Origin of the sequence: Streptomyces canus, from assembly GCF_001514145.1 — a bacterium.
Classification (GTDB): domain Bacteria; phylum Actinomycetota; class Actinomycetes; order Streptomycetales; family Streptomycetaceae; genus Streptomyces; species Streptomyces canus.
Genome location: NZ_KQ948659.1, coordinates 202,972 through 225,075 on the forward strand (window position 1 = coordinate 202,972; position 22,104 = coordinate 225,075).

The 22,104-nt window shown below is 71.2% G+C and carries 17 protein-coding genes and 1 pseudogene; 12 read left to right on the plus strand and 6 right to left on the minus strand.

The window, feature by feature from the left end:
* Nucleotides 1-3: 3 nt before the first annotated feature.
* On the minus strand, nucleotides 4-1,800 hold the full coding sequence (locus tag AQJ46_RS14570; RefSeq protein ID WP_059206006.1) for an AMP-dependent synthetase/ligase: 1,797 nt from the start codon (nucleotides 1,798-1,800) through the stop codon (nucleotides 4-6).
* Between the two features lie 335 nt (nucleotides 1,801-2,135).
* Here AQJ46_RS14570 and AQJ46_RS14575 point away from each other — a divergent pair, with 335 nt between their 5' ends.
* From AQJ46_RS14575 to AQJ46_RS14600, 6 genes and pseudogenes are all read left to right on the plus strand, one after another.
* Nucleotides 2,136-2,891 (plus strand): metallophosphoesterase family protein, encoded by a 756-nt coding sequence (locus AQJ46_RS14575; RefSeq protein WP_059206007.1) that lies wholly within the window; start codon nucleotides 2,136-2,138, stop codon nucleotides 2,889-2,891.
* 83 nt (nucleotides 2,892-2,974) lie between these two features.
* The gene (locus tag AQJ46_RS14580) at nucleotides 2,975-3,415 is read left to right on the plus strand and encodes an SRPBCC family protein (RefSeq protein ID WP_057611805.1); all 441 of its coding nucleotides are present in this window, start codon (nucleotides 2,975-2,977) and stop codon (nucleotides 3,413-3,415) included.
* 189 nt (nucleotides 3,416-3,604) lie between these two features.
* Complete coding sequence (locus AQJ46_RS14585) at nucleotides 3,605-4,762, plus strand: ArsA family ATPase (RefSeq protein WP_059206008.1); 1,158 nt, start codon at nucleotides 3,605-3,607, stop codon at nucleotides 4,760-4,762.
* 57 nt (nucleotides 4,763-4,819) lie between these two features.
* Entirely contained in the window at nucleotides 4,820-5,308 is a 489-nt protein-coding gene (locus AQJ46_RS14590) for a DUF5304 domain-containing protein (protein WP_057611807.1), read from the plus strand.
* A 67-nt stretch (nucleotides 5,309-5,375) separates the two neighbouring features.
* Nucleotides 5,376-6,329 carry an ROK family glucokinase gene (locus AQJ46_RS14595; protein ID WP_057611808.1) on the plus strand — a complete coding sequence of 318 codons (954 nt, stop codon included), beginning with the start codon at nucleotides 5,376-5,378 and terminating at the stop codon, nucleotides 6,327-6,329.
* Nucleotides 6,330-6,416: 87 nt separating this feature from the next.
* A pseudogene (locus AQJ46_RS14600) lies at nucleotides 6,417-7,125 on the plus strand (endonuclease/exonuclease/phosphatase family protein).
* A gap of 6 nt (nucleotides 7,126-7,131) precedes the next feature.
* Here the strand turns inward: AQJ46_RS14600 and AQJ46_RS14605 are convergent.
* Together AQJ46_RS14605 and AQJ46_RS14610 are read right to left on the minus strand one after the other, a co-directional pair.
* Complete coding sequence (locus AQJ46_RS14605) at nucleotides 7,132-7,737, minus strand: hypothetical protein (RefSeq protein ID WP_059206009.1); 606 nt, start codon at nucleotides 7,735-7,737, stop codon at nucleotides 7,132-7,134.
* Entirely contained in the window at nucleotides 7,730-8,509 is a 780-nt protein-coding gene (locus AQJ46_RS14610; protein ID WP_059206010.1) for an alpha/beta hydrolase, read from the minus strand. Before AQJ46_RS14610 ends, AQJ46_RS14605 begins: the two co-directional genes overlap by 8 nt.
* A gap of 144 nt (nucleotides 8,510-8,653) precedes the next feature.
* Here AQJ46_RS14610 and AQJ46_RS14615 point away from each other — a divergent pair, with 144 nt between their 5' ends.
* The 4 genes from AQJ46_RS14615 to AQJ46_RS14630 are packed head-to-tail and all read left to right on the plus strand — an operon-like array spanning nucleotide 8,654 to nucleotide 12,438.
* Nucleotides 8,654-9,412, plus strand: coding sequence for a lysophospholipid acyltransferase family protein (locus AQJ46_RS14615; RefSeq protein ID WP_057611812.1), 759 nt, complete (start codon nucleotides 8,654-8,656; stop codon nucleotides 9,410-9,412).
* A gap of 40 nt (nucleotides 9,413-9,452) precedes the next feature.
* Nucleotides 9,453-10,685, plus strand: coding sequence for a MacS family sensor histidine kinase (gene macS, locus AQJ46_RS14620; protein ID WP_059206341.1), 1,233 nt, complete (start codon nucleotides 9,453-9,455; stop codon nucleotides 10,683-10,685).
* Nucleotides 10,682-11,356, plus strand: coding sequence for a response regulator (locus AQJ46_RS14625; protein WP_059206011.1), 675 nt, complete (start codon nucleotides 10,682-10,684; stop codon nucleotides 11,354-11,356). Before macS ends, AQJ46_RS14625 begins: the two co-directional genes overlap by 4 nt.
* Nucleotides 11,357-11,409: 53 nt before the next feature.
* A complete protein-coding gene (locus AQJ46_RS14630; protein WP_059206012.1) occupies nucleotides 11,410-12,438 on the plus strand; it encodes a 6-phosphofructokinase in 1,029 nt (342 codons plus the stop codon).
* Between the two features lie 11 nt (nucleotides 12,439-12,449).
* On the opposite strand, the gene AQJ46_RS14635 is transcribed toward AQJ46_RS14630, so the two are convergent.
* Nucleotides 12,450-14,327: an anthranilate synthase family protein gene (locus AQJ46_RS14635; RefSeq protein WP_059206013.1), complete on the minus strand. Its 1,878-nt coding sequence runs from the start codon at nucleotides 14,325-14,327 to the stop codon at nucleotides 12,450-12,452.
* Between the two features lie 92 nt (nucleotides 14,328-14,419).
* The gene (locus AQJ46_RS59025; protein ID WP_107117267.1) at nucleotides 14,420-14,539 is read right to left on the minus strand and encodes a trp operon leader peptide; all 120 of its coding nucleotides are present in this window, start codon (nucleotides 14,537-14,539) and stop codon (nucleotides 14,420-14,422) included.
* A gap of 44 nt (nucleotides 14,540-14,583) precedes the next feature.
* Between AQJ46_RS59025 and AQJ46_RS14640 the strand changes: the two genes are divergently transcribed.
* Both AQJ46_RS14640 and AQJ46_RS14645 read left to right on the plus strand, forming a co-directional pair.
* Nucleotides 14,584-20,961, plus strand: a complete 6,378-nt coding sequence (locus AQJ46_RS14640; protein WP_079072264.1) for an RHS repeat-associated core domain-containing protein — start codon at nucleotides 14,584-14,586, stop codon at nucleotides 20,959-20,961.
* A 10-nt stretch (nucleotides 20,962-20,971) separates the two neighbouring features.
* Nucleotides 20,972-21,433 carry a DUF4265 domain-containing protein gene (locus AQJ46_RS14645; RefSeq protein ID WP_059206014.1) on the plus strand — a complete coding sequence of 154 codons (462 nt, stop codon included), beginning with the start codon at nucleotides 20,972-20,974 and terminating at the stop codon, nucleotides 21,431-21,433.
* Between the two features lie 3 nt (nucleotides 21,434-21,436).
* On the opposite strand, the gene AQJ46_RS14650 is transcribed toward AQJ46_RS14645, so the two are convergent.
* The gene (locus AQJ46_RS14650; protein WP_059206015.1) at nucleotides 21,437-22,030 is read right to left on the minus strand and encodes a hypothetical protein; all 594 of its coding nucleotides are present in this window, start codon (nucleotides 22,028-22,030) and stop codon (nucleotides 21,437-21,439) included.
* Between the last annotated feature and the right edge of the window lie 74 nt (nucleotides 22,031-22,104).

A 22,104-nucleotide genomic window follows, 5' to 3' on the forward strand; every position in this document is an offset into this window, starting at 1 on the left:
GCTCTACTTGGCGTAGATCGCCTCGATCTCGTCCGCGTAGTCCTTCGCCACCACATTGCGCTTCAGCTTCAGCGACGGCGTGAGGTGGCCCGTCTCCTCCGTGAACTGGGAGGACAGAATGCGGAACTTCCGCACCGATTCCGCCTTCGACACCGCGGCGTTGCCGTCGTCGATCGCGGCCTGGATCGCCGCGTTCAGGTCCGCGTCCCCGGCCAGCGACGCCGCGGTGGCACCCGCAGGCTTGCCGTGTTCCTCGGCCCAACGGCCCGGGAACTCCTCGTCGATGGTGATCAGCGCGCCCACGAACGGCCGTCCGTCGCCCACCACCATGCACTCCGCGACCAGCGCGTGCGCCCGGATACGGTCCTCGATCACGGCCGGAGCGACGTTCTTGCCGCCCGCGGTGACGATGATCTCCTTCTTGCGGCCGGTGATCCTGAGGTAGCCGTCCTCGTCGAGGGTGCCGATGTCACCGGTGTGGAACCAGCCGTCGGTCAGCGCCTCGGCCGTGGCGGCCTCGTTGTTCCAGTAGCCCTTGAACAGGTGCTCGCCGTGCAGCAGCACCTCGCCGTCGTCCGCGATCCGGATCACCGAGCCCGGCAGCGGCTGACCGACCGTGCCGATCTTCGTGCGGTCCCACGGGTTGAACGCGGTCGCGGCACAGGACTCGGTCAGGCCGTAGCCCTCCAGGACCGTGAAGCCGATGCCGCGGAAGAAGTGCCCCAGGCGCTCGCCGAGCGGGGCGCCGCCGGAGATGGCGTACTCGCCCTTGCCGCCGAGGACCGCGCGCAGCTTGCTGTAGACCAGCTTGTCGAAGGTCTTGTACTTGATCTTCAGGCCCAGCGCCGGACCTGACGGGGTGTCCAGGGCCTTGCTGTAGGCGATCGCCGTGTCGGCGGCCTTGTCGAAGATCTTGCCCTTGCCGTCCGCCTGCGCCTTGGCGCGCGCCGAGTTGTAGACCTTCTCGAAGACGCGCGGCACGCCCAGGATCAGCGTCGGCCGGAAGGACGCCAGTTCGTCGGTGAGGTTCTTGATGTCCGGGACCATGCCCAGCTTGATCGGTGCCATCATCGGCGCGATCTGCACGAGCCGGCCGAAGACGTGCGCGAGCGGCAGGAAGAGCAGCACCGAGCAGTCACCGGTGCGGAACAGCGGGCGCAGCCGCTCCACGATGTTGCCGCACTCCGCGAAGAAGCTGCGGTGGGTGAGCACACAGCCCTTGGGGCGCCCGGTGGTGCCGGAGGTGTAGACGATGGTCGCCGGGTCGTCGGCCTTCGCCAGCGAGCTGCGCTCCTCCACGGCCGCGTCGCTGATGTCCTTGCCCGCGCGGGCCAGCTCCTCGATCCCGCCGCCCTCGATCTGCCAGACGTGCTTGAGAGCGGGCAGCGAGTCGCGCACCGACTCGACGGCCGCGGTGTGACCGTCCAGCTCCACGACGCAGGCGGTCGCGCCCGAGTCGCCGAGGATCCACTGGATCTGCTCCGGCGAACTGGTCTCGTACACCGGCACGGTGATCGCGCCCGCGCTCCAGATCGCGAAGTCGAGCAGCGTCCACTCGTAGCGGGTACGGGACATCAGGCCGACCCGGTCGCCCGGCTGGACGCCGGAGGCGATGAGCCCCTTGGCGGCGACGTGCACCTCGGCCAGGAACGCCGTGGCCGTCACGTCCTGCCACTGACCGCCCACCTTGCGGGCGATGACGGCGACGTCGGGATGCTGCGCGGCGTTTCTACGGACGATGTCGGTGAGATTGCCGTCCGCAGGGACCTCGTACAAAGCCGGAAGGCTGAACTCGCGCAAGACTGCTGCTCCTCATAGGGCGCCGGCGCCACGACGTTGTGTGATGCGACGGTCGGTCCAAGGCTCGGGCAGGTACTCAGGGTTTCAGTAGTTGAAAGCTGAGCACGACTGGACTGCCCGGACGTTACCCGCCGGTATGGCTTCTTCGACAGGGGGTCCCGGCGAGATGTTCGCTGCGTCACACGGATTGGGGTTCTTCGCGCACAGTAGTCCACCTGCTTGCTGACTGGCCAGTAACCGCAGGACCGGTCGGCTCTGTTCACGTATGCCGCACAGGCCTACTCTTGATCGTCATGGCACCCACACCGGCCGGAAACCGGAAGACGCGCGTTCACGTGGTCAGCGATGTGCACGGCAACGCCCGTGACCTGGCCAGAGCCGGCGAGGGTGCCGACGCCCTGATCTGTCTGGGTGACCTCGTTCTCTTCCTCGACTACGCCGACCACTCGCGCGGGATCTTCCCCGACCTGTTCGGGACGGAGAACGCCGATCTGATCGTGGAACTGCGCACCGCCCGGCGTTTCGAGGAGGCGCGAGAGCTCGGGGCGCGGCTGTGGGGCGGAATCGGCGCGGACCGGGCCTCCGTGATCGAGACGGCGGTGCGCAAGCAGTACGCCGAGATGTTCGCCGCGTTCCCGACACCGACGTACGCGACCTACGGCAATGTCGACATGCCGCCTCTGTGGCCGGAGTACGCCGGACGCGGTACGACCGTGCTCGACGGCGAACGGGTGGAGATCGGCGGCTGGACGTTCGGCTTCGTGGGTGGCGGTCTCAGGACCCCCATGCGGACGCCGTACGAGATCAGCGACGAGGAGTACGCGGCGAAGATCGAGGCGGTGGGCGAGGTGGACGTGCTGTGCACGCACATCCCACCGGAGGTGCCGGAGCTGGTGTACGACACGGTGGCGCGGCGGTTCGAGCGGGGGAGCCGGGCGCTGCTGGACGCGATCCGCCGCACCCGGCCCCGGTACGCGCTGTTCGGTCACGTCCACCAGCCCCTGGTCCCGCGGATGCGGATCGGGGCGACCGAGTGCGTGAACGTGGGGCACTTCGCGGGGACCGGCAAGCCGTGGGCGCTGGAATGGTGAGCCCGGACGCGCGGTAGCCTTCACGCTGCACAGACGTGCGTACCACCCTTCCTCACCGGACCATATCTGGAGGAGCCACGGCGATGGCGGAACACACCAGTTCGAGCATCACGATCGAAGCTGCGCCTGCCGACGTCATGGCGGTGATCGCGGACTTCGCCCGCTACCCGGACTGGACGGGCGAGGTGAAGCAGGCGGAGGTCCTCTCGACGGACCCGTCCGGCCGCGCCGAGCAGGTCCGGCTGGTCATGGACGCGGGCGCCATCAAGGACGACCAGGTCCTCGGCTACACGTGGACCGGCGAGAACGAGGTCTCCTGGACGCTGGTGAAGTCCCAGATGCTGCGGCAGCTGGACGGTTCGTATGTGCTGAAGCCGGCGGGTGCGGGGGCGACGGAGGTCACGTACCTGCTGACGGTCGACGTCAAGATCCCGATGCTCGGCATGATTAAGCGCAAGGCGGAGAAGGTCATCATCGACCGGGCGCTGGCGGGGTTGAAGAAGCGGGTGGAGTCGGGGGAGTAGGGGTTCGCGGTCGGCTGCGGGCCGGTGGGGGCCGGTCGCGCAGTTCCCCGCGCCCCTTTGGGGCACGTTCCAGCCGGCGTGGCCGCACCCACTTAGGGGCGCGGGGAACTGCGCGACCAGCCACATCGCGCCCGCAGCCATAAGACCGCACAACGAGGCATGTCCTTGTGTCCGTTACGGTTCACCCCTATGCGCACCATCCTGATCACCGGCCCCGGCGGCAGCGGTCGTACGACAGTCGCCGCCGCCACCGCCCTGCGCGCCGCAGGCAACGGCATCCGCACCCTGGTGCTGAGTGCCGACCGCACGGACACCCTGGGCACGACTCTCGGCGCGACGACGGGCCCCACCCCCACCCGGATCACCCCGCACCTCACCGCCTGGCGCCCCGACGCCACCGCCGGTTTCCGGGATGACCTCGCCCGCTTCCAGGACCGCGCTTCCCACGTCCTCAACCTGCTCGGCGCCTCCCGCCTGGACCCCGAGGAGGTCACCCCCCTCCCCGGCGCCGAGGAACTCACCCTCCTGCGGGCCGTGCGCGACGCGGCGCTCTCCGAGCGGCACGAGCTGCTCGTCGTGGACCTGCCGCCCACCCAGCAGGCCCTCGCCCTTCTCTCCCTGCCCGAGGAACTCCGCCGCTACCTGCGCCGCCTGCTCCCGGCCGAGCGCCAGGCCGCCGCGGGCCTGCGCCCCGTACTCGGAAGGCTCGCCGGCGTCCCCATGCCCTCGGAGTGGCTGTACGAGACCGCCGCCCGCTGGGACACCGAACTCGGCGCGGTCGAGGCCGTCCTCGCCGAGCGGGAGGCCGTCGTGCGACTCGTCGCCGAACCCGGCCCCGCCGGCATCGACGACGTACGGTCCGCGAGCCTCGCCCTCGCCCTGCGCGGCCTGCGCCCCGACGCGCTGATCGCCAACCGCGTCGTACCGGAGGAGTGGCCCGCCGGCCTCGTCGCCCAGCAGCGCAAAGCCCTGGAGGAGTGGCAGGAGTCGTACGACGTCCATGCCGTCCCGCACCTCGGCCACGACCCGCGCGGCGCCGACGACCTCACCGCCCTCGCCGTCCCCGAGGTCAACGACACGACCTCCACCGTCGAGTGGCCTGTCGTCGATCACCTCGCCGAGGACGGCGTCCTGGTGTGGCACCTCCCGCTGCCCGGCGCCATACGCGACGAGCTGGACCTGATCCGGCGCGGCGACGAACTCGTCGTCAGCGCGGGGCAGTTCCGCCGGATCGTCCCGCTGCCCTCGGCCCTGCGCCGCTGCACCGTCGCCGGCGCCGCCCTGCGCGAGGGCGAGCTGCGCATCCGGTTCGCGCCGGACCCGGATCTGTGGCCCCGGACCCCGTGAACCGTGTACGCCCGTTCGGGTAACGTCGTAGGGACGAACCGTAGTCAGGAGGTCGTCATGAGCGAAGAGCTCCCCCCGTCCGACGCCGGAGACCGCGAGCCCGTGGATTCCGTGGACGAGGTACGGGCGACCGACGCCGACGCGTGGGCGACGGCGGTCGCGGAGGACCTCGCGGCGGAGAAGGCCCGCCGCCGCACCCAGTACGGCCCGCCCCCGGGCTCGGCCGCCGAGGAGCTGCGCAAGCTCGTCGACAACGTCGCCGAGAAGCTGTCCGGCCTCCAGTCCCCGCTCCTCGGTGGCATCGCCGGACCCGCCGCCCAGCAGGTGGTCAAGCAGGTCGTCCAGCAGGCCAAGGCCGCGGTCGAGCCGGTCATCGAACGCAATCCGGACGTCTTCGACCACCTCGCCGCCGCGGGGGGCGAGCTCCTCGCCGCCTACCGTTCCGCGGTCCAGGCGCAGGAGCAGCGCTGGAGCCGCCGCGACGACGACACGCTGCGCGACCGGGGCGAGGACCCCGGCCCCGGCGAGCGCATCGACTTGGACTGAAACCCCCTGACGGCAGGGGCTCGGGTACGGTTGGCCGTAGCGGGGCTCGACCGAAACTGAGGGATTCATGGGACTCACCATCGGCGTCGACATCGGCGGCACGAAGATCGCGGCCGGCGTGGTCGATGAGGAAGGCAACATCCTCTCGACCTACAAGGTGCCGACCCCGGGCACGGCCGAGGGCATCGTGGACGCGATCGCCTCGGCGGTGGAGGGCGCGCGCGCCGGGCACGCGATCGTGGGCGTGGGCATCGGTGCGGCCGGATACGTCAACCGCCAGCGCTCGGAGGTCTACTTCGCGCCCAACATCCACTGGCGCAACGAACCGCTGAAGGAGAAGGTCGAGACCCGGGTCGGCCTTCCGGTCGTCGTGGAGAACGACGCCAACGCGGCCGCGTGGGGCGAGTACAAGTTCGGCGCGGGCAAGGGCCACCGCAACGTCATCTGCATCACCCTGGGCACCGGCCTCGGCGGCGGCATCATCATCGGCAACAAGCTGCGCCGCGGCCACTTCGGCGTGGCGGCCGAGTTCGGCCACATCCGCATGGTGCCCGACGGTCTCCTGTGCGGCTGCGGCAGCCAGGGCTGCTGGGAGCAGTACGCCTCCGGCCGCGCCCTGGTGCGCTACGCCAAGCAGCGCGCCAACGCCACCCCGGAGAACGCCGAGATCCTCCTCGGACTCGGCGACGGCAGCCCCGACGGCATCGAGGGCAAGCACATCTCCATGGCCGCCCGCCAGGGCGACCCGGTGGCCGTCGACTCCTACCGCGAGCTCGCCCGCTGGGCCGGCGCCGGCCTCGCGGACCTGGCCTCCCTCTTCGACCCCTCCGCGTTCATCGTCGGCGGCGGCCTCTCCGACGAGGGAGAACTGGTCCTGGACCCGATCCGCAAGTCCTACAAGCGCTGGCTGGTGGGCGGCAACTGGCGCCCGGTCGCCGACGTCATCGCGGCCCAACTGGGCAACAAGGCGGGCCTGGTGGGCGCGGCGGACCTGGCGAGAGAGCCCGACCCGATCATGTAAACCTGCATTCAGTGGACCTACTCAGGGGCGCGGGGCGGCACACACCTCGCGCCCCTCCCTCTTGCTCGTGGCAGTAAATTGATCCACATGGTTCCGGTCAAAGTCCTGAGCTACAACATCCGCTCGATGCGAGACGACACAGACGCGCTGGCCCGAGTCATCAGGGCCTGCGAACCCGATCTCGTACTGATCCAGGAAGCCCCCCCGCTTCTTCCGCTGGCGCAAGAAGCTGGCACGGCTGGCGTCAGCGTCAGGGCTGGTCATCCTCACCGGAGGGGGCACAGCGGCGGGCCCCGCGATCCTCTGCAACCTGCGGGCAACGGTCGAACGTACGGAGGACGTCCTCCTCCCTCTCACCCCCGGCCAGCACCGAAGAGGCTTCGCCACCGCGGTCGTACGCCTCGGCGGCGCCCGCCTCGGCGTCCTGAGCTGTCACCTGTCGTTGCAGGCGGACGAGCGCTACGACCAGGCGGGCATGCTCCTCGACCGCCTCGCCGGCATGGGCGTGGACCACGTCATCGCGGGCGGCGACCTGAACGACCGCCCCACCGGCCGCACCTTCAGGCGCCTCGCCACGAATCTCCAGGACTGCTGGGCGACCAGCCCGATGGGTGCCGAACACACCTGGACCCATACGGAACCCCACCAGCGCATCGACGCGATCTTCGCCACGAAGGGCATCGACGTGCTCGGCTGCGGAGTCCCCACGCACCTCCCCGGGATCACGGAGGCAGACATGAGGGCGGCCACCGACCATCTCCCGGTCCTGGCCACCCTCGAAATCCCCGCGAACTGAGCGGGGCTAGACCACGGCACCCCGGCCGGGATCCTCGTCGTCCTCGTCGTCCGCCCGCATCCGCGTCACCAGCGTGACGAAACCACCCAGGAAGCCGCCGATCCCCGCCGTGGCCAGCCACCACGTCATCTCCCAGCCGAGCAGCACCGCGACCAGCAGCAGAACCGGCCCGCCCAGCACTCCCAGCCAGGCGAACCTCGAGGTGGTGTCGGCGGACGGCAGCGGCGGCGGCTCCGGGGGGACGAAGTGCCCCTCGTCGTCCTCCTCGAAGTCCTCCTCGGACGGCTCGGGCGCGCTGTAGTCACGAGGTCCGACACCGGGCGCGAAGGCGACGGAACCGCCCAGCGGCTTCGCCGGGTTCTCGTCCTGCTTCGGCGCGTCCTTCTTCACCCCGTCCTTCTTGGGCTGCGTCTCCGTGGTCGTCGGCTCGTCGTTCGTCTCGGTCTCGAGCAGCGCGAGATCCTCGACCGACTTGAACGGCTTCGTGCCCGGCGGGTCCTTCGGCTCCTCGCCGTACCCGGCCACGATGGCCGCCCACGCGGCCTCCTCGTCGAACGGGACGCCCTGCTCGTCCGGCTCGCGGTCCTCGCGGTCGGAGTCGTGCTCAGCCACGTGCGGCCGTCCCTTCGCTGCCGATGCCGGTGGTGTGCCGGCCGATGAACGCGAGGCTCTCGTCGAAAATCCGCTCCGCGTCATGGTCCAACGTCGCCACGTGGTAGCTCTGTTCCAGCACGATCTCAGTTACGTCCGTCGACGACACCCGGCTCAGCACGCGCGCGGAATCGGCCGCCGGCACCACATGGTCCTGGGCGCTGCGCAGCACCAGCAGCGGCTGGGTGACCTGCGGCAGCTCGCCGTCGACCTGCCGGAAGAAGGTGCGCAGGGAGTGCGCCGCGTGCAGCGGCACCTTGTCGTACCCCAGCTCGACGCTGCCCTCCTTGGCGATGTCGCTGGCGATCCCGGGCGCCGTACGGACGAAGTGACGGGCCACCGGAAGGGCGTACGGCGCGAGGCCGTGCATGCGGTTCGCCGGGTTGACGACCACGACACCGCTCACCGCGTCCCCGTGCTTGGCCGCCAGCCTCAGGGCCAGGGTGCCGCCCATGGACAGACCGGCCACGAACACCGAGGTGCAGCGCTCGCTGAGGGCGCGCAGCTCGCGGTCCACCTCGGCGTACCAGTCCTGCCAGCCGGTGAGGGCCATGTCCTGCCAGCGGGTGCCGTGCCCGGGCAGCAGCGGCAGGGAGACCGTCAGGCCGTGCTCGGCGAGGTGCTGGGCCCAGGGGCGCAGCGACTGGGGGGAACCGGTGAAGCCGTGGCAGAGAAGGACACCGGCCTCCCCGCCCTCATGGCGGAACGGCTCGGCTCCGGGGAGGACCGGCACCTAGGTCTCCTGTTCATGAAAGAAGCGTGAGCAAGTCCAGGTGAGGTTCACCGTACGCGACCGCACTGACACCGACCAGGGCCGTCGGGCTGTTTGACAGGGCTCCGGGTTAAGGTCTCATCGACGGACACAGGAGGCACTCGGTTGTTGTACGGCACGATGAAGGTCGCCATCGGAGGGCCGCTGAAGGTCGCCTTCAGGCCCTGGGTGGAAGGCCTCGAGAACATTCCCGCCGAGGGCCCCGCGATTTTGGCGAGCAACCACCTCTCCTTCTCCGACTCCTTCTTCCTGCCCGCGGTCCTCGACCGCAAGGTCACCTTCATCGCGAAGGCCGAGTACTTCACCACTCCCGGGGTGAAGGGCCGCCTCACGGCCGCCTTCTTCAAGGGCGTCGGCCAGCTTCCGGTGGACCGCTCCGGCGCGCGCGGCGCGGGCGAGGCGGCCATCAAGAGCGGCCTCGACGTGCTGGAGCGCGGCGAGCTGTTCGGCATCTACCCTGAGGGCACCCGCTCGCCCGACGGCCGCCTCTACCGCGGCAAGCCGGGCGGCCTCGCGCGCGTGGCGCTCGCCTCCGGCGCCCCGGTCGTCCCGGTCGCGATGATCGACACGGAGAAGATCCAGCCGCCGGGCAAGGTCATGCCCAAGCTGATGCGGCCGGGCATCCGCATCGGCGAGCCGCTGGACTTCAGCCGCTACCAGGGCATGGAGCACGACCGTTTCGTGCTGCGCGCGGTGACCGACGAGGTCATGTACGAGATCATGAAGCTCTCCGGCCAGGAGTACGTCGACATCTACGCGACCGCCGCCAAGCGGCGGATCTCGGAGGCGGCCAAGGCGGAGAAGGCCGCCAAGGCCGCTGCCGCGAAGGCCGAGCAGGACAAGCCCGGGCAGTCGGCGTCCTAGGATCCTGGGACACGGCAGTCGGAGCCCAGGGGTGGGGGACATGGTCAAGCAGGTGCGCGTCATGCGCATGTCGGTCGAGCAGCCGCTGTGGCGTGCGCTGACCGGGTACCGGGTGCTCACCATGCTGTACGCGGTCGGGCTCTTCGCCACCGCGTACGACGAGTTCGACCGGCCCGGCATCGCCATCGCCTACTACGTCGTCCTGTGCGTGTGGACGTTCGCCACGCTGCCCCGCGTCCAGAACGCGGCCGCCTGCACCAAGCGCTTCCTCGCCGCCGACCTCGCGATCGCGGTCACCGGGATCGTGCTGACCCCGCTGGTCGTCAACGACCACCACATCGACAGCGGCGGCCCCACCCTGCCGTCGATATGGACGGCCGGTTCCGTCCTGGCGTTCGCCATCAAGGGCGGCTGGCGCTGGGCCGCGCTCGCCTCCACGCCGGTCGCCGCCGCCAACCTGTTCGAGCGCGGGCACCCGGCCCGCGACACCGTCCACAACGTGATCCTCGTCTGGGTCGCCTCCATCGCCATCGGCTACGTCGTCGAGGTCGCCCGCGCCTCCGAGCGCACCCTCGCCCGCGCCCTGGAGATCGAGGCGGCGACCCGGGAGCGTGAGCGGCTGGCCCGGGACATCCACGACAGCGTCCTCCAGGTGCTCGCCATGGTGCAGCGCCGGGGCGCGGTCATGGGCGGCGAGGCGGCCGAGCTGGGCCGGATGGCCGGTGAACAGGAGGTGGCGCTGCGCACCCTGGTCTCCGGTGGCCTGACCTCCGTCTCCCGGGTGTCGCGGGACGCGGCCCAGGGGGCGGTCGTCCACGTCATCGATGACGAGCGGGACGACGACGGGCCCGTCGACGACGGTCCGCTCGACCTGCGCGCACTGCTCGCCCCGTACGCCTCGGCGAAGGTCTCCCTCGTCGAGCCCGGCGCCCCCGTCCCGCTGCCCCCGCCCGCCGCGCGCGAGCTGGCCGCGGCCGTGGGGGCCGCCCTGGACAACGTGCACCGGCATGCCGGTGAGCACGCGCGTGCGTGGATCCTCGTCGAGGACGAGCCCGACGAGGTGATCGTGACCGTACGGGACGACGGACCCGGCATCCCGGAGGGCCGGCTCGCCCAGGCCGAGGGCGAGGGGCGGCTCGGGGTGGCCCTGTCGATCCGGGGCCGGCTGCGCGACCTCGGCGGCAGCGCCGAGCTGATCTCGCCTCCGGGGCAGGGCACCGAGGTCGAGCTGAAGGTACCGAAGGTTTCACGGGGGAAGGCAGGACAGCGATGAGTGACGAGGGTCCGATCAAGGTCATGGTGGTCGATGACCACCCGATGTGGCGCGACGCGGTCGCCCGGGACCTGGCCGAGTCCGGCTTCGACGTGGTCGCGACGGCGGGCGACGGCGACCAGGCCGTACGCCGGGCCAAGGCGGCGGACCCCGACGTGCTGGTGCTCGACCTGAACCTGCCGGTGAAGCCCGGCGTCCAGGTCTGCAAGGAGCTCGTCGGGCACAACCCGGCGCTGCGTGTCCTCGTGCTGTCGGCGAGCGGCGAGCACGCCGACGTACTGGAGGCCGTGAAGTCGGGCGCGACCGGTTATCTGCTGAAGTCGGCCTCGACCGAGGAACTCCTGGACGCGGTCCGCCGCACGGCCGTCGGAGACCCCGTCTTCACGCCCGGCCTCGCAGGCCTGGTCCTCGGCGAGTACCGCCGCCTCGCCACCGACCCGGCGCCCACCACCGATCCCGACCAGCCCCGGGTCCCGCAGCTCACCGAGCGCGAGACCGAGGTCCTCAGGCTGGTCGCCAAGGGCCTGAGCTACAAGCAGATCGCCGAGCGCCTGGTGATCTCCCACCGCACGGTCCAGAACCACGTCCAGAACACCCTCGGCAAGCTGCAACTCCACAACCGGGTCGAGCTCGTCCGATACGCCATCGAACGAGGCCTCGACGACGAGTGAGACGGGCGTCACACTGACCCTTCGTCAGGCACCTGCGGCGAAGGGATCTGTCCATGCGCGTCGGAGTACTGACCGGAGGCGGCGACTGCCCCGGCCTCAACGCCGTCATCCGGGCCATCGTCCGCAAGGGCGTTCAGGAGTACGGCTATGACTTCACCGGCTTCCGGGACGGCTGGCGGGGTCCACTGGAGGACGCCACCGTGCGTCTCGACATCCCGGCCGTGCGTGGCATCCTGCCCCGCGGCGGCACCATCCTCGGCTCCTCCCGTACGAACCCGCTGAAGCAGGAGGACGGCATCCGCCGGATCCAGGAGAACCTGGCCGCGCGGGAGGTCGAGGCGCTCATAGCGATCGGCGGCGAGGACACGCTGGGCGTGGCGGCCGAGCTGTCCGACCGGCACGGCGTGCCCTGTGTCGGCGTACCGAAGACCATCGACAACGACCTCTCCGCCACCGACTACACGTTCGGCTTCGACACCGCGGTCGGCATCGCCACGGAGGCCATCGACCGGCTGCACACCACCGCCGAGTCCCATATGCGCGTCCTGGTCTGCGAGGTGATGGGCCGTCACGCCGGCTGGATCGCCCTGCACTCCGGCCTCGCGGGCGGCGCCAACGTCATCCTCATCCCCGAGCAGCGCTTCGACGTCGACCAGGTGTGCGCCTGGATCACCTCCCGCTTCCGGGCGTCGTACGCCCCGATCGTGGTCGTCGCCGAGGGCGCCATGCCGAAGGACGGCGACATGGTGCTCAAGGACCAGTCGCTCGACTCCTTCGGACACGTGCGGCTGTCCGGGGTCGGCGAGTGGCTGGCCAAGCAGATCGAGAAGCGCACCGGCAAGGAGGCCCGCACGACGGTCCTCGGGCACATCCAGCGCGGCGGCACCCCCAGCGCCTTCGACCGCTGGCTCGCCACCCGCTTCGGCCTGCACGCCATCGACGCCGTCCGCGAGGGCGACTTCGGCAAGATGGTCGCCCTGCGCGGAACGGACATCGTGCGGGTTCCCATCGGGGAAGCCACGGCGAAGCTGAAGACGGTGGATCCCAAGCTGTACGAGGAGGTGGGGGTGTTCTTCGGCTGACGCCGGCCGGCTCACACGGTCGTGCGGCGCAGCTGCCTCACCAACTCCCGTACGACGACGGCGCCGTTCAGGGTCAGGACCGACTCCGGGTGGAACTGGACGCCCGCGAAGCCGGGGCCGCGCAGGGCGTGCACCTCTCCGTTGTCCGCCCGGCTGACCTCGACCTCGTGCGCGGCCAGCTCGGTCGCCGTCTCGTCGTCGCAATGCGCCACGAAGCTGTTGTAGAAGCCCACGGTCTCGGGCCGCCCGAACAGATCGACCGTCGTCTGCGCGCCCTGGTACGGAACTTCCTTCCGTACGATCTCCAGGCCCAGCTCGGCCGCGATCAGCTCGTGTCCGAGGCAGACGCCGAGGACGCCGTGCCGGTGCTGCCTGATCACCTCGGTGGTCAGGCCCCGCAGGAAGCGCATCTTCGGGTCGTCCAGATCGGAGGGGTCACCGGGACCGGGGCCCAGCACGACCGGTCCCTCGTGCGCGAGCACCGCCTCCCGGAGCCCTTCCTCGTCGTACCGGCGGACGGTGACGTCCAGCCCGCTCGACCGCAGGACGTGCGCGAGCATCGCGGTGAAGGTGTCCTCGCCGTCGACGACCAGGGCGTGTCCGGTGAGCTCGTCGAGGGGTTCCTGCATCCGCAGCCAGAACGGCGCCAGCGAGGTGCGGCGCCCGTCGAGCGCGGCACGCACGCGTGGATCGTCGGCGAGACTCACGCGCGCGTGCTCCGCACGGGGCCGGGACGGTCGTACGCCGAGAGCCGCCAGTACCCCCGCCGCCTTGGCGTGGGTCTCCGCGACCTCGCTCGCCGGGTCCGAGCCGCGCACGAGGGTCGCGCCGACGGGGACCCTGAGGCGGCCGTCGGCGGAGATGTCCGCGGTGCGGATGAGGATGGGGGAGTCGAGGGTCTGCGCCCCGGCAGATCCTTCCCGCCCGCCACCCGCGTACCGGCCGAGCAGGGCCAGCGCGCCGGCGTAGTACCCGCGCCCCCCGACCTCGTGCCGCTCGATGACCCGGCAGGCGTTCTGCACGGGGGAACCGGTGACGGTGGCCGCGAACATGGTCTCCTTCAGGACCTCCCGCACGTCCAGCGAGGACTTCCCGCGCAGCTCGTACTCGGTGTGCGCGAGGTGGGACATCTCCTTCAGCCGGGGCCCGATGACGACCCCTCCCATGTCACCGACGGTGCACATCATCTTGAGCTCCTCGTCGACGACCATCGACAGCTCCTCGATCTCCTTGCCGTCGGCGAGGAAGTCGAGCAGGTGCTCGGGGGTGGGGCCCTCGGCGGGGTAGCGGTACGTCCCGCTGATCGGGTTCATGACGACGGTCCCGCCGGACATCCGGACGTGCACCTCCGGGCTCGCGCCGACCAGGGTGCGCTCGCCGGTGTGTACGACGAAGGTCCAGTACGCGCCCCGCTCGCCCTCCAGGAGCCGCCGGAACAGGGCGAGCGCGTCCGCGCGGGAGAACCCCGGGATCCCGCCCTCGTAGGTCCGCCGGATCACGAAGTTGGCGCCCTCGCCGCGCCCGATCTCCTCGTGCAGCACCCGTCCGACGATCTCGGCGTACTCCTCGTCGGCCACGTCGAAGCCGCCGTTCTCGACGCGGACGTCGTGGGCGGGAAGCTGCGCGAGGGCCTCCGTGAGGGAGAGGGCGTGGGTCTCCTCGGGCGTCAGCACCGCGAGCGGCGTGCCGTCGTCCCGCACGTCGAAACCGCGCTCACGGATCTGGCGAAAGGGGACGAGCACCAGGCCCTCGTCCGGGAGGTCGGCGAGACGGTCGCAGGTGCCGACCGGGCCGACGAGCAGTTCGACGGTGTTCTCGTCGTGGCCCGGGGTGCGGCGGCGGAGCAGGGCGAAAGGGCGGTCGTCGTGCAGGAGTTGGGTCAGGTCCATGGGTCCCTCAGCTGTTGATGGCGAGGAACGACCCCGGAAACACCGAAGGCCGCCCCTCGGGCGGCCTTCGCGAAGTCTTGCGTACGCGCTTGTCAGTGGGCCGCCGGATGAGCGGTCCACCACCAGTTCTGGGTCGAGTGCGCGTGCATGGCGCGGATCTTACACGTTTTTCCTTCACAGGAATGTCTCAGACTCAACCTTGACGTGCTCATGATCCTATCGTGACGCTTGGGGCTTTACGGGTGGAGGGGGACTCATGAAGCGCTTCAGGTCATCCTGCGTCGCCGCGGTCGTCCTGGCACTGGGCCTGTCGGGCCTGCAGCCGGTGATCGCCCAGGCCGCACCGGGGGAGACCGCCTCGGTCGCCGACGCGGAGAGATCCGTGACCACGATCGACCGCACCGAGTTACGGGACGGCGCCCCGTTCGACGCGAGATCCGTCGACGCTCAGGGCCGACCCCTCGCCGCCGCCAAGGCGGCGAAGGTCCACTGGCCCGAGGCCGGCGAGGACACCGTCACCGTCGGCACCAAGCCGGCCCGCGCCGCCGGTACCGCCGTGTCGGTCACCGCGCCCCGCAACCGCAGCGCCGCTCCCGACACCGTCGGCATCACCGCGTACGGCAACGGCAAGGCTCGCCAACTCGGCGGTCACGCCACGGCGTTCACCCTCGCAGCCGCACAGCCCGCCGACCGGGTCGGCGTCCGGGTCGACACCTCCGGCTTCCGCCAGGCCTTCGGCGCCGACTTCGAGACCCGGCTGCGCCTCATCGCCAAACCCGCCTGCGCGCTGACCACACCGCGCGCCGCGAAGTGCGAGCAGAGCGCGCCGGTCAAGAGCCGCATCGACCTCACCACGCACACGCTCTCCGCCGAGGTGGCCGCCGACCCGGACACGGTGTTCGTGGTCGCCGCCGCGCCGGGCGGTGAGACCGGCTCGGCCACCGCCACCACACTCGCCTCCTCCAGCAAGTGGCAGGTCGGCCTCAACTCCGGTGACTTCTCCTGGTCGTTGCCGCTCCCGCAGGTCCCGGCGATCGCGGGCGACGCCCCCGACATCAGCCTCGGCTACTCCTCGCAGGCCGTCGACGGCATGGTCGCCGCCGAGAACAACCAGCCGTCCTGGGTCGGCCAGGGCTGGGACCTCGCCCTGCCCTACATCGAGCGCCGCTACAACGGCTGCGCCGACGACGGCGGCGACACCGGCGACCTGTGCTGGGCGGGAGACGAGTACCGCATCTCCCTCCAGGGCACCTCGTCCTCGCTGGTCAAGGACAGGACCGCGGGCGGCGACAGCTGGCGCGCCCAGGAGGACCCGGGCTGGCGGATCCAGCGGAGGACCGGCGCGGACAACGGTGACGACAACGGCGAGTACTGGGTGGTGACCACCCCGCAGGGCACCCAGTACACCTTCGGCCGCGGCAAGCAGGCCACCACCGGCACCGCCACCGACTCCGTCTACACCGTCCCGGTCTTCGGCGACGACGAGGGCGAGCCCTGCCACGCCGGTGGCGTCGAGGACTCGTACTGCACGCAGGCCTGGCGCTGGAACCTCGACGGGGTCGTGGACGCGCACGGCACCTCCAACACCTACTTCTACGAGCAGGAGACCAACCGCTACGCACGCAACGGCGACCCCGACAAGTCGACCTCGTACGTCCGCGGCGGGCACCTGAGGGACATCGTCTACTCGCAGCGCTCCGGCACCGAGGACCAACAGGCTCCGGCACGGCTGCACTTCGCGACCGGCCTGCGCTGCGTCGAGGCCGCCGACGGCAGCGGGGACTGCCCGGCCTTCGACGCCGACCACGCGACCTCCTACCCGGACGCCCCGCTCGACTCCCTGTGCGCGAGCGGCGACTGCACCGGCGAGGACCAGAAATCGCCGACGTTCTTCACGAACGCGCTCCTGCGCTCCGTCACCGCCCAGCGCTCCGGCGCCGACGGCGGTTGGACGGACGTCGACCGGCTCGACTTCACCTACGACTACCCCGAACCCTCCGACGGCACCAGCGCCATGCTGTGGCTGACCAAGGTCCAGCAGACCGGCCTCGCCGGGGACGGCGAATCCAAGCTGCCCGCCGTCGAGTTCACCGGCAAGGAGTACGCCAACCGCGCCGACGCATCTCCGGAGGAGGGCGCTCCTCAGATGCGCAAGCTGCGCATCAGCGAGTTCGTCGACGAACTGGGCCGCCGTGTCGGCGTGACCTACGGTCAGCCGAACCCGTGTCCGGTAGACGATCTGCCCGAGGGCCGCTTCGACTCCAACACCCAGGACTGCTTCCCGGGTTGGCGCACCAACGGCGAGTCCTCCGGCTTCGGCGTCTGGCACAAGTACCTCACCACCAAGGTCACCGTCCGTGACAACAGTGGCGGTTCACCCCCGCAGACCACCGAGTACCGCTACCGGTCCACCCCCGCCTGGCACCACGACGACGACCCCGTCACCAAGGCGGAGCGCCGCTCCTGGAGCGACTGGCGCGGCTATGGCAGCGTCGACGTCGCCAAGATGACCGACCCGGACTACCGGGGCGAGGACACCTCCCGGGCCGCCCAGATCACCCGCACCCTGCACTTCCGCGGCATGGACGGCGACACCAGGGCCGACGGCTCCCACAAGTCCGTCGACGTCACCGACTCGCAGGGCACTTCCCTGAAGGACCTGCCGTATCTGCGCGGCAAGGAGCGGGAGAGCATCCAGTTCCAGGTGAACGCGGCGGGCGAGGCGACGTACGAGCTCGGCGGGACCCTGCACGGCTACACGTCCGCGCACACGACCCCGGCGAAGGAGGGGGAGAGCGATCCGGACGCGGACGCCCATCTCGTCGTCGAGAACAGCTCCGAGAACCGCACGACGGTCGTCGCGGACAACGGTGACCGGTCCCGGCGCACCACCAGCCTGAAGACCGACCACGACACCTACGGCCAGGTCACCTCGGTCCTCGACACGGCCGGCTCCGACGTCCGCTGCACCAGGACCTCGTACGACCGCTCGGCCGGCACCCTCGACGGCTGGATGCTCGCCTTCCCCTACCGGGTGCGCACCTACAGCGGCACCTGCGACGACCCGAAGAAGCTGGTCACCGGCAAGGACCAGTACTACGACGGGTCCGAGGAACTCGGCGCCGCGGTCACCGGGGGAGACGTCACCCGAAGCGTCGCGGCGGTGACCGCGAGCGCGCCCGACACCGTCACCGCCACGGTCACCACGAAGGCCACCTTCGACGCCTACGGCCGCACCCTCACCGAGACCGACGCCAACGGCAACACGGCACGGACCGTCTACGCTCCGGCCACCGGCCGGCCGACGACGATCACCGAGACCGACGCCCTCGGCCACGCCGAGGTCACCACCCTCGACCCCGACCGCCAGCAGCCGCAGACCGTCAAGGACGCCAACGGCCGTATCACGACCAACGGCTACGACCAGTCGGGCCGCCTGGTCTCGGTGCGTGAGCCGGAGCAGGGCAAGGACGACCCGCCCGCGCGGACCTTCGCCTACGCCCTCGACGCCGAGCACCGCAAGCCGCCGCTGGTGACCACCCGCACCCTCCAGTCCGGCGACCGGTACGTCACCACCTGGCAGTACCTCGACGCGCTCGGCCGCAACCGGCAGAGCCAGGAACGCTCGCCCGCCGCGACCGGCGACAGCCCGAAGACCGTGGTGACCGACCAGCGCTACGACGACCTGGGCAACCCCGTCGCCGAATCGCTGCCCGTGGTGACCGACGGCGCCCCGGGCACCGCGCTGGTCACCGTGCCCGCCGACCGGGCGGACGAGACCCGCAGCAGCTTCGACGCCCTCGGCCGGGTCGTGCGCTCCGCGCAGTTCGGCGGCGGCGAGGAACTGTGGGCGACCACGTACACCTACTACGGCGACCGGACCCGGATCGTGCCCCCGAAGGGCGGGGTCACCAAGCTCACCACGACCGACGCCCGGGGCCGCCAGACCGCCCTGCGGGAGGGCACCGGCGCCGACGCCGTCACCACGTCCTACACCTACACGCCGGCCGACCAGGTCGCCTCGGTCACCGACCCCGCGGGGCACAGGTCGACGTACGAGTACGACCTGCTCAACCGCAGGACCGCAGCCCAGGACGCCGACTCCGGCCGCTCCCGGGCGCGTTACGACGGCAACGGCAACACCGTCGCCACCTGGGACGCGGCCCACGTCGACGCCGCGACCCCGGGCGTCGCCACCGACTACGACGCGCTGAACCGCCCGGTCACCCGCTGGGCCGGAGCCTCCGGCAGCGGTGAGAAGACCGCGACGTGGACGTACGACGACCCGGACGTGCCGGACTCGATCGGCCGCAACACCGCCCAGACCACCTACCAGGACGGCAAGAAGTACACGATCCAAGCCACCGGGTTCGACCCGCGCGGCCGGGTCACCGGGCGCACCTGGACCTTCCCGGCCGGCCTCGGCGGCTCCCTGCACGAGAAGTCGTTCACCGTCCGCTACGGCTACGACGCCGCCGACCACGTCGTCAGCAAGACGTACCCGGACAACGCCGTCGGCACCCCCGCCGAGACGCTGACCACCCGCTACGACGACCTCGGCAACCCCGTCACCCTCGACGGCACCACCACCGATCCGCTCACCGGCAAGGAGTCCCGTACCGCGTATGTGAGCGCCACCGGCTACGCCGCCGACGGCAAGCTCGCCTCCCGTGACTACGCCAACCCGCACCTCACCCTGCGCCGGGCCTACGCCTACGAGGACGACAGCCAGCGCCTGTCCCGCATCCAGACCCTCGTCGAGCAGCCGCTGAGCGGCGAGCTGAAGGCGGAGCAGGACGACACCTACGCCTGGGACGACGCGGGCAACCTCACCTCCGTCACCGACACCGCCCGGCACCAGCCGGTCGCCAGCTGCTTCACGTACGACGCGCTGAACCGGCTCGAACACGGCTGGACCACCACGACGACCGACTGCTCCGACGCCGCCTCCACCACCACGCACGCGGGACCGGCCGGATACAACCAGTCCTGGACCTACAGCACGGACGGCAACATCACCTCCGAGCGGGGCCTGCTGGGGACCACGAAGTACGCCTACGACGACCAGGACCATCCGCACGCCGTGACCGAGGCGGGCCACGACAGCTTCACCTACGACGCCAACGGCGCGCTCAGGAAGAAGGTCCAGGGGCTCGTCGCCACCACGTACGACTGGGACGCCCAGCAACGGCTGGAGAAGGCCACCGCCAAGCTGGTCGAGCACACCCGGTTCGTCTACGCGCCCGACGGCACCCGGCTCGCCCGGATCGACCCGCTCGGCGTGGCCACCCTCTACATCGACGGCCAGGAGCTCACGGTCGCCCTCGGCATCGCCAAGGGCACCCGCTACTACAACGTCGAGTCCACGACGGTCGCCGTCCGGCTGCCCAGCGGCGCGCTGAAGTGGCAGCTCAACGACACGCAGGGCTCGGCGCAGCTCGCGGTACCGGCCGGGACCGGGCTGGTCGAGCGCACGTACTACAACCCGTTCGGAGAGATCCGCGCGGGCTCGCTGTCACCGCCCACCGACCACGGGTGGCTGGACAAGACCAGGGACCCCACCACCGGCCTCAACGAGCTGGGCGCCCGCTACTACGACGCCGACCTCGGCCGGTTCATCTCCACCGACCCCGCGGTCGACAACTCCTCGGCGCAGGCGGCCAACCCCTACTCCTACGGCGCCAACAACCCGATCCTGTACGTCGACCCGACCGGCCTGTGGTCGTTGTCCGGGGCGTGGAACGCGGTCAAGGACGGGGCCTCGGCGGCCTGGGACTGGGCCAAGGAGAACAAGGGCCTGATCGCGGACGTCGCCGTCGGCATCGGGGTCGGCATCGCCGTGGGCGCCCTGTGCTCGACCGGCGTCGGCTGCCTGGTCGTCGCCGGTGTGGCCGCGGGCGCGGCGGGCGCGGCCGCCGGGTACGGCGTCGATGTCGCCGAGGGCAAGACGGACTTCTCCTGGGGCGGCCTCGGTACCCGGGTGGGAATCGGCGCGGCGGCCGGCGTTCTCGGCGGTGTCGTCGGCAAGGGCGTGAGCGCGGTCGCCTCGCGCGCCGTCAACGCGGTCGCGGCCACCTCGGTCGGCAAGGCCGTCTCCGCCTCGACCAGCAGGGCGGCCTCGGCCCTCACGGGCGCGGCGGCCAAGTCGGGCCGGGCCGTGTCCAACGCGGTGCGGGCCGGCGGCAGCAAGGTCGCCGCCGCCGCGAAGGTCGTGAAGGACACGGTCGGACGCTCCCCGCGCCCGGCGACCCGGCAGCCCATGGGCGGCGGCGGGCGGGTCCTCTCCGACGGCGAGGGCGCGACCGCCAGGGAGATCGCCCTGTCCACGGGGCCGACGGTGCCGGGCTCCAGAGCAGGCCAGGACGCCGTACGCCAGCAACTGCTCGCCGAGGCCGACGAGGCGGGCGGCGTCTACACCTGCTGGCGCTGCGGGCAGACCACCCGGAACCCGGACAACGTCCAGGTGGGGCACCGCAACGTGCCCACGGCCGAGGGCGGTAACCTCTCGCGCTACAACGTCTGCCTCGAGGGTGCCGCGTGCAACAGCAGCGCGCAGAACCGCGGCAGGCCCAGTCCGGGCAAGTCCTGCTACGAGAGGGGTAGTTGCGGTGCCGGGTTCGGCAGAACCGACTAGGAGGGACACCGTGCGGCTGCTGGTCGCGACCGGTCCTTCCGGACGCCCCGTCGTCGAGGACGTGCCGGCCCGCGAGCTGGGCGGCGGCCGCTGGCAACTGCTCGGCTCGCCGGGTCTGGCCAGGGGCGCGGCCGCGGGCGACACCCTCGTGGTGGCCGGTGACGGGTCCTTCACCGTCACCGGCCGGGGCGGGAACGTCGCCGTCCAGGTCAGCGGTCCCGCCGGGACGGAGGAACGGCTCGGGGAACTCACCGAGCGGGTCAAGGCCCTGGGCGGACTGCTCGACAGCCGCGGTGCCACCCGCGACGGCCGGCACACCTTCTCCGTCTACACGGTCCCGGCGGCGGCGGGGTTCCCGGCCATCGAGGAGGCCTTCCAGGCGTACACGGCGGCCGTGCCCCAGGGGCAGTGGACCTACGCGAACGTCTTCGACGACGACGGCCGACCGCTCAATTGGTGGGCCGCGGACTGAACGTCATCCGGCCGCCCGCGTCAGAGAGGCGCGGGCGGCCTCCGCCACGTCCTCCCGGGGTCCCCGGGCGCACTTCCTCAGATAGGACCGCGCTCGGCGGCCCGGCCAGCGGCCGGCCGCCACGGCGGGCCAGTACCGCAGATGGTGCTCGCGGGGAGTGCGCTCCACGAAGTCCAGGATCGCGTCCCGCACCGGCTCCGCCGGGACGAGACCCAGGTGGGCGACCGCGCGCAGTGCCCCGTCGGCGAGCATCTCCGGTCCCTGCCCAAGACACCACAGCACCGCACCGGCCGGATCGTCGGCGAGCCGGACGACCGACTCGCCGACCGCCACGTACACCATGGTGGCGGTGAAAGGACGCCCGGCGAGTTCCCGCAGGAACGGCTCGGCCTCGCGGTATCCGCACAGGCCGAGGCCGAGGGCCATCTCGTACTGGGTCTCCCAGGTCCTGGGGTCCTCGACCTCGGTGCGCAGTGCGTCGAGCAGCGCCGGGCCCGCGGCCGCGTCAGCGGCCCGCCCCAGTCGTTTCGCGGCCGAGCGGCGGCGGGAGGAGGTGCGGTCGGAGAGCTGTGCGAGCAGCGCGGCGTCCGTTCCCATGTCCGCAGAGCGTAACCGTTGTCTCACTTGCTGGTCGTGGGCCGGGGGCCACGACATCACCCCGTAATGTGGAG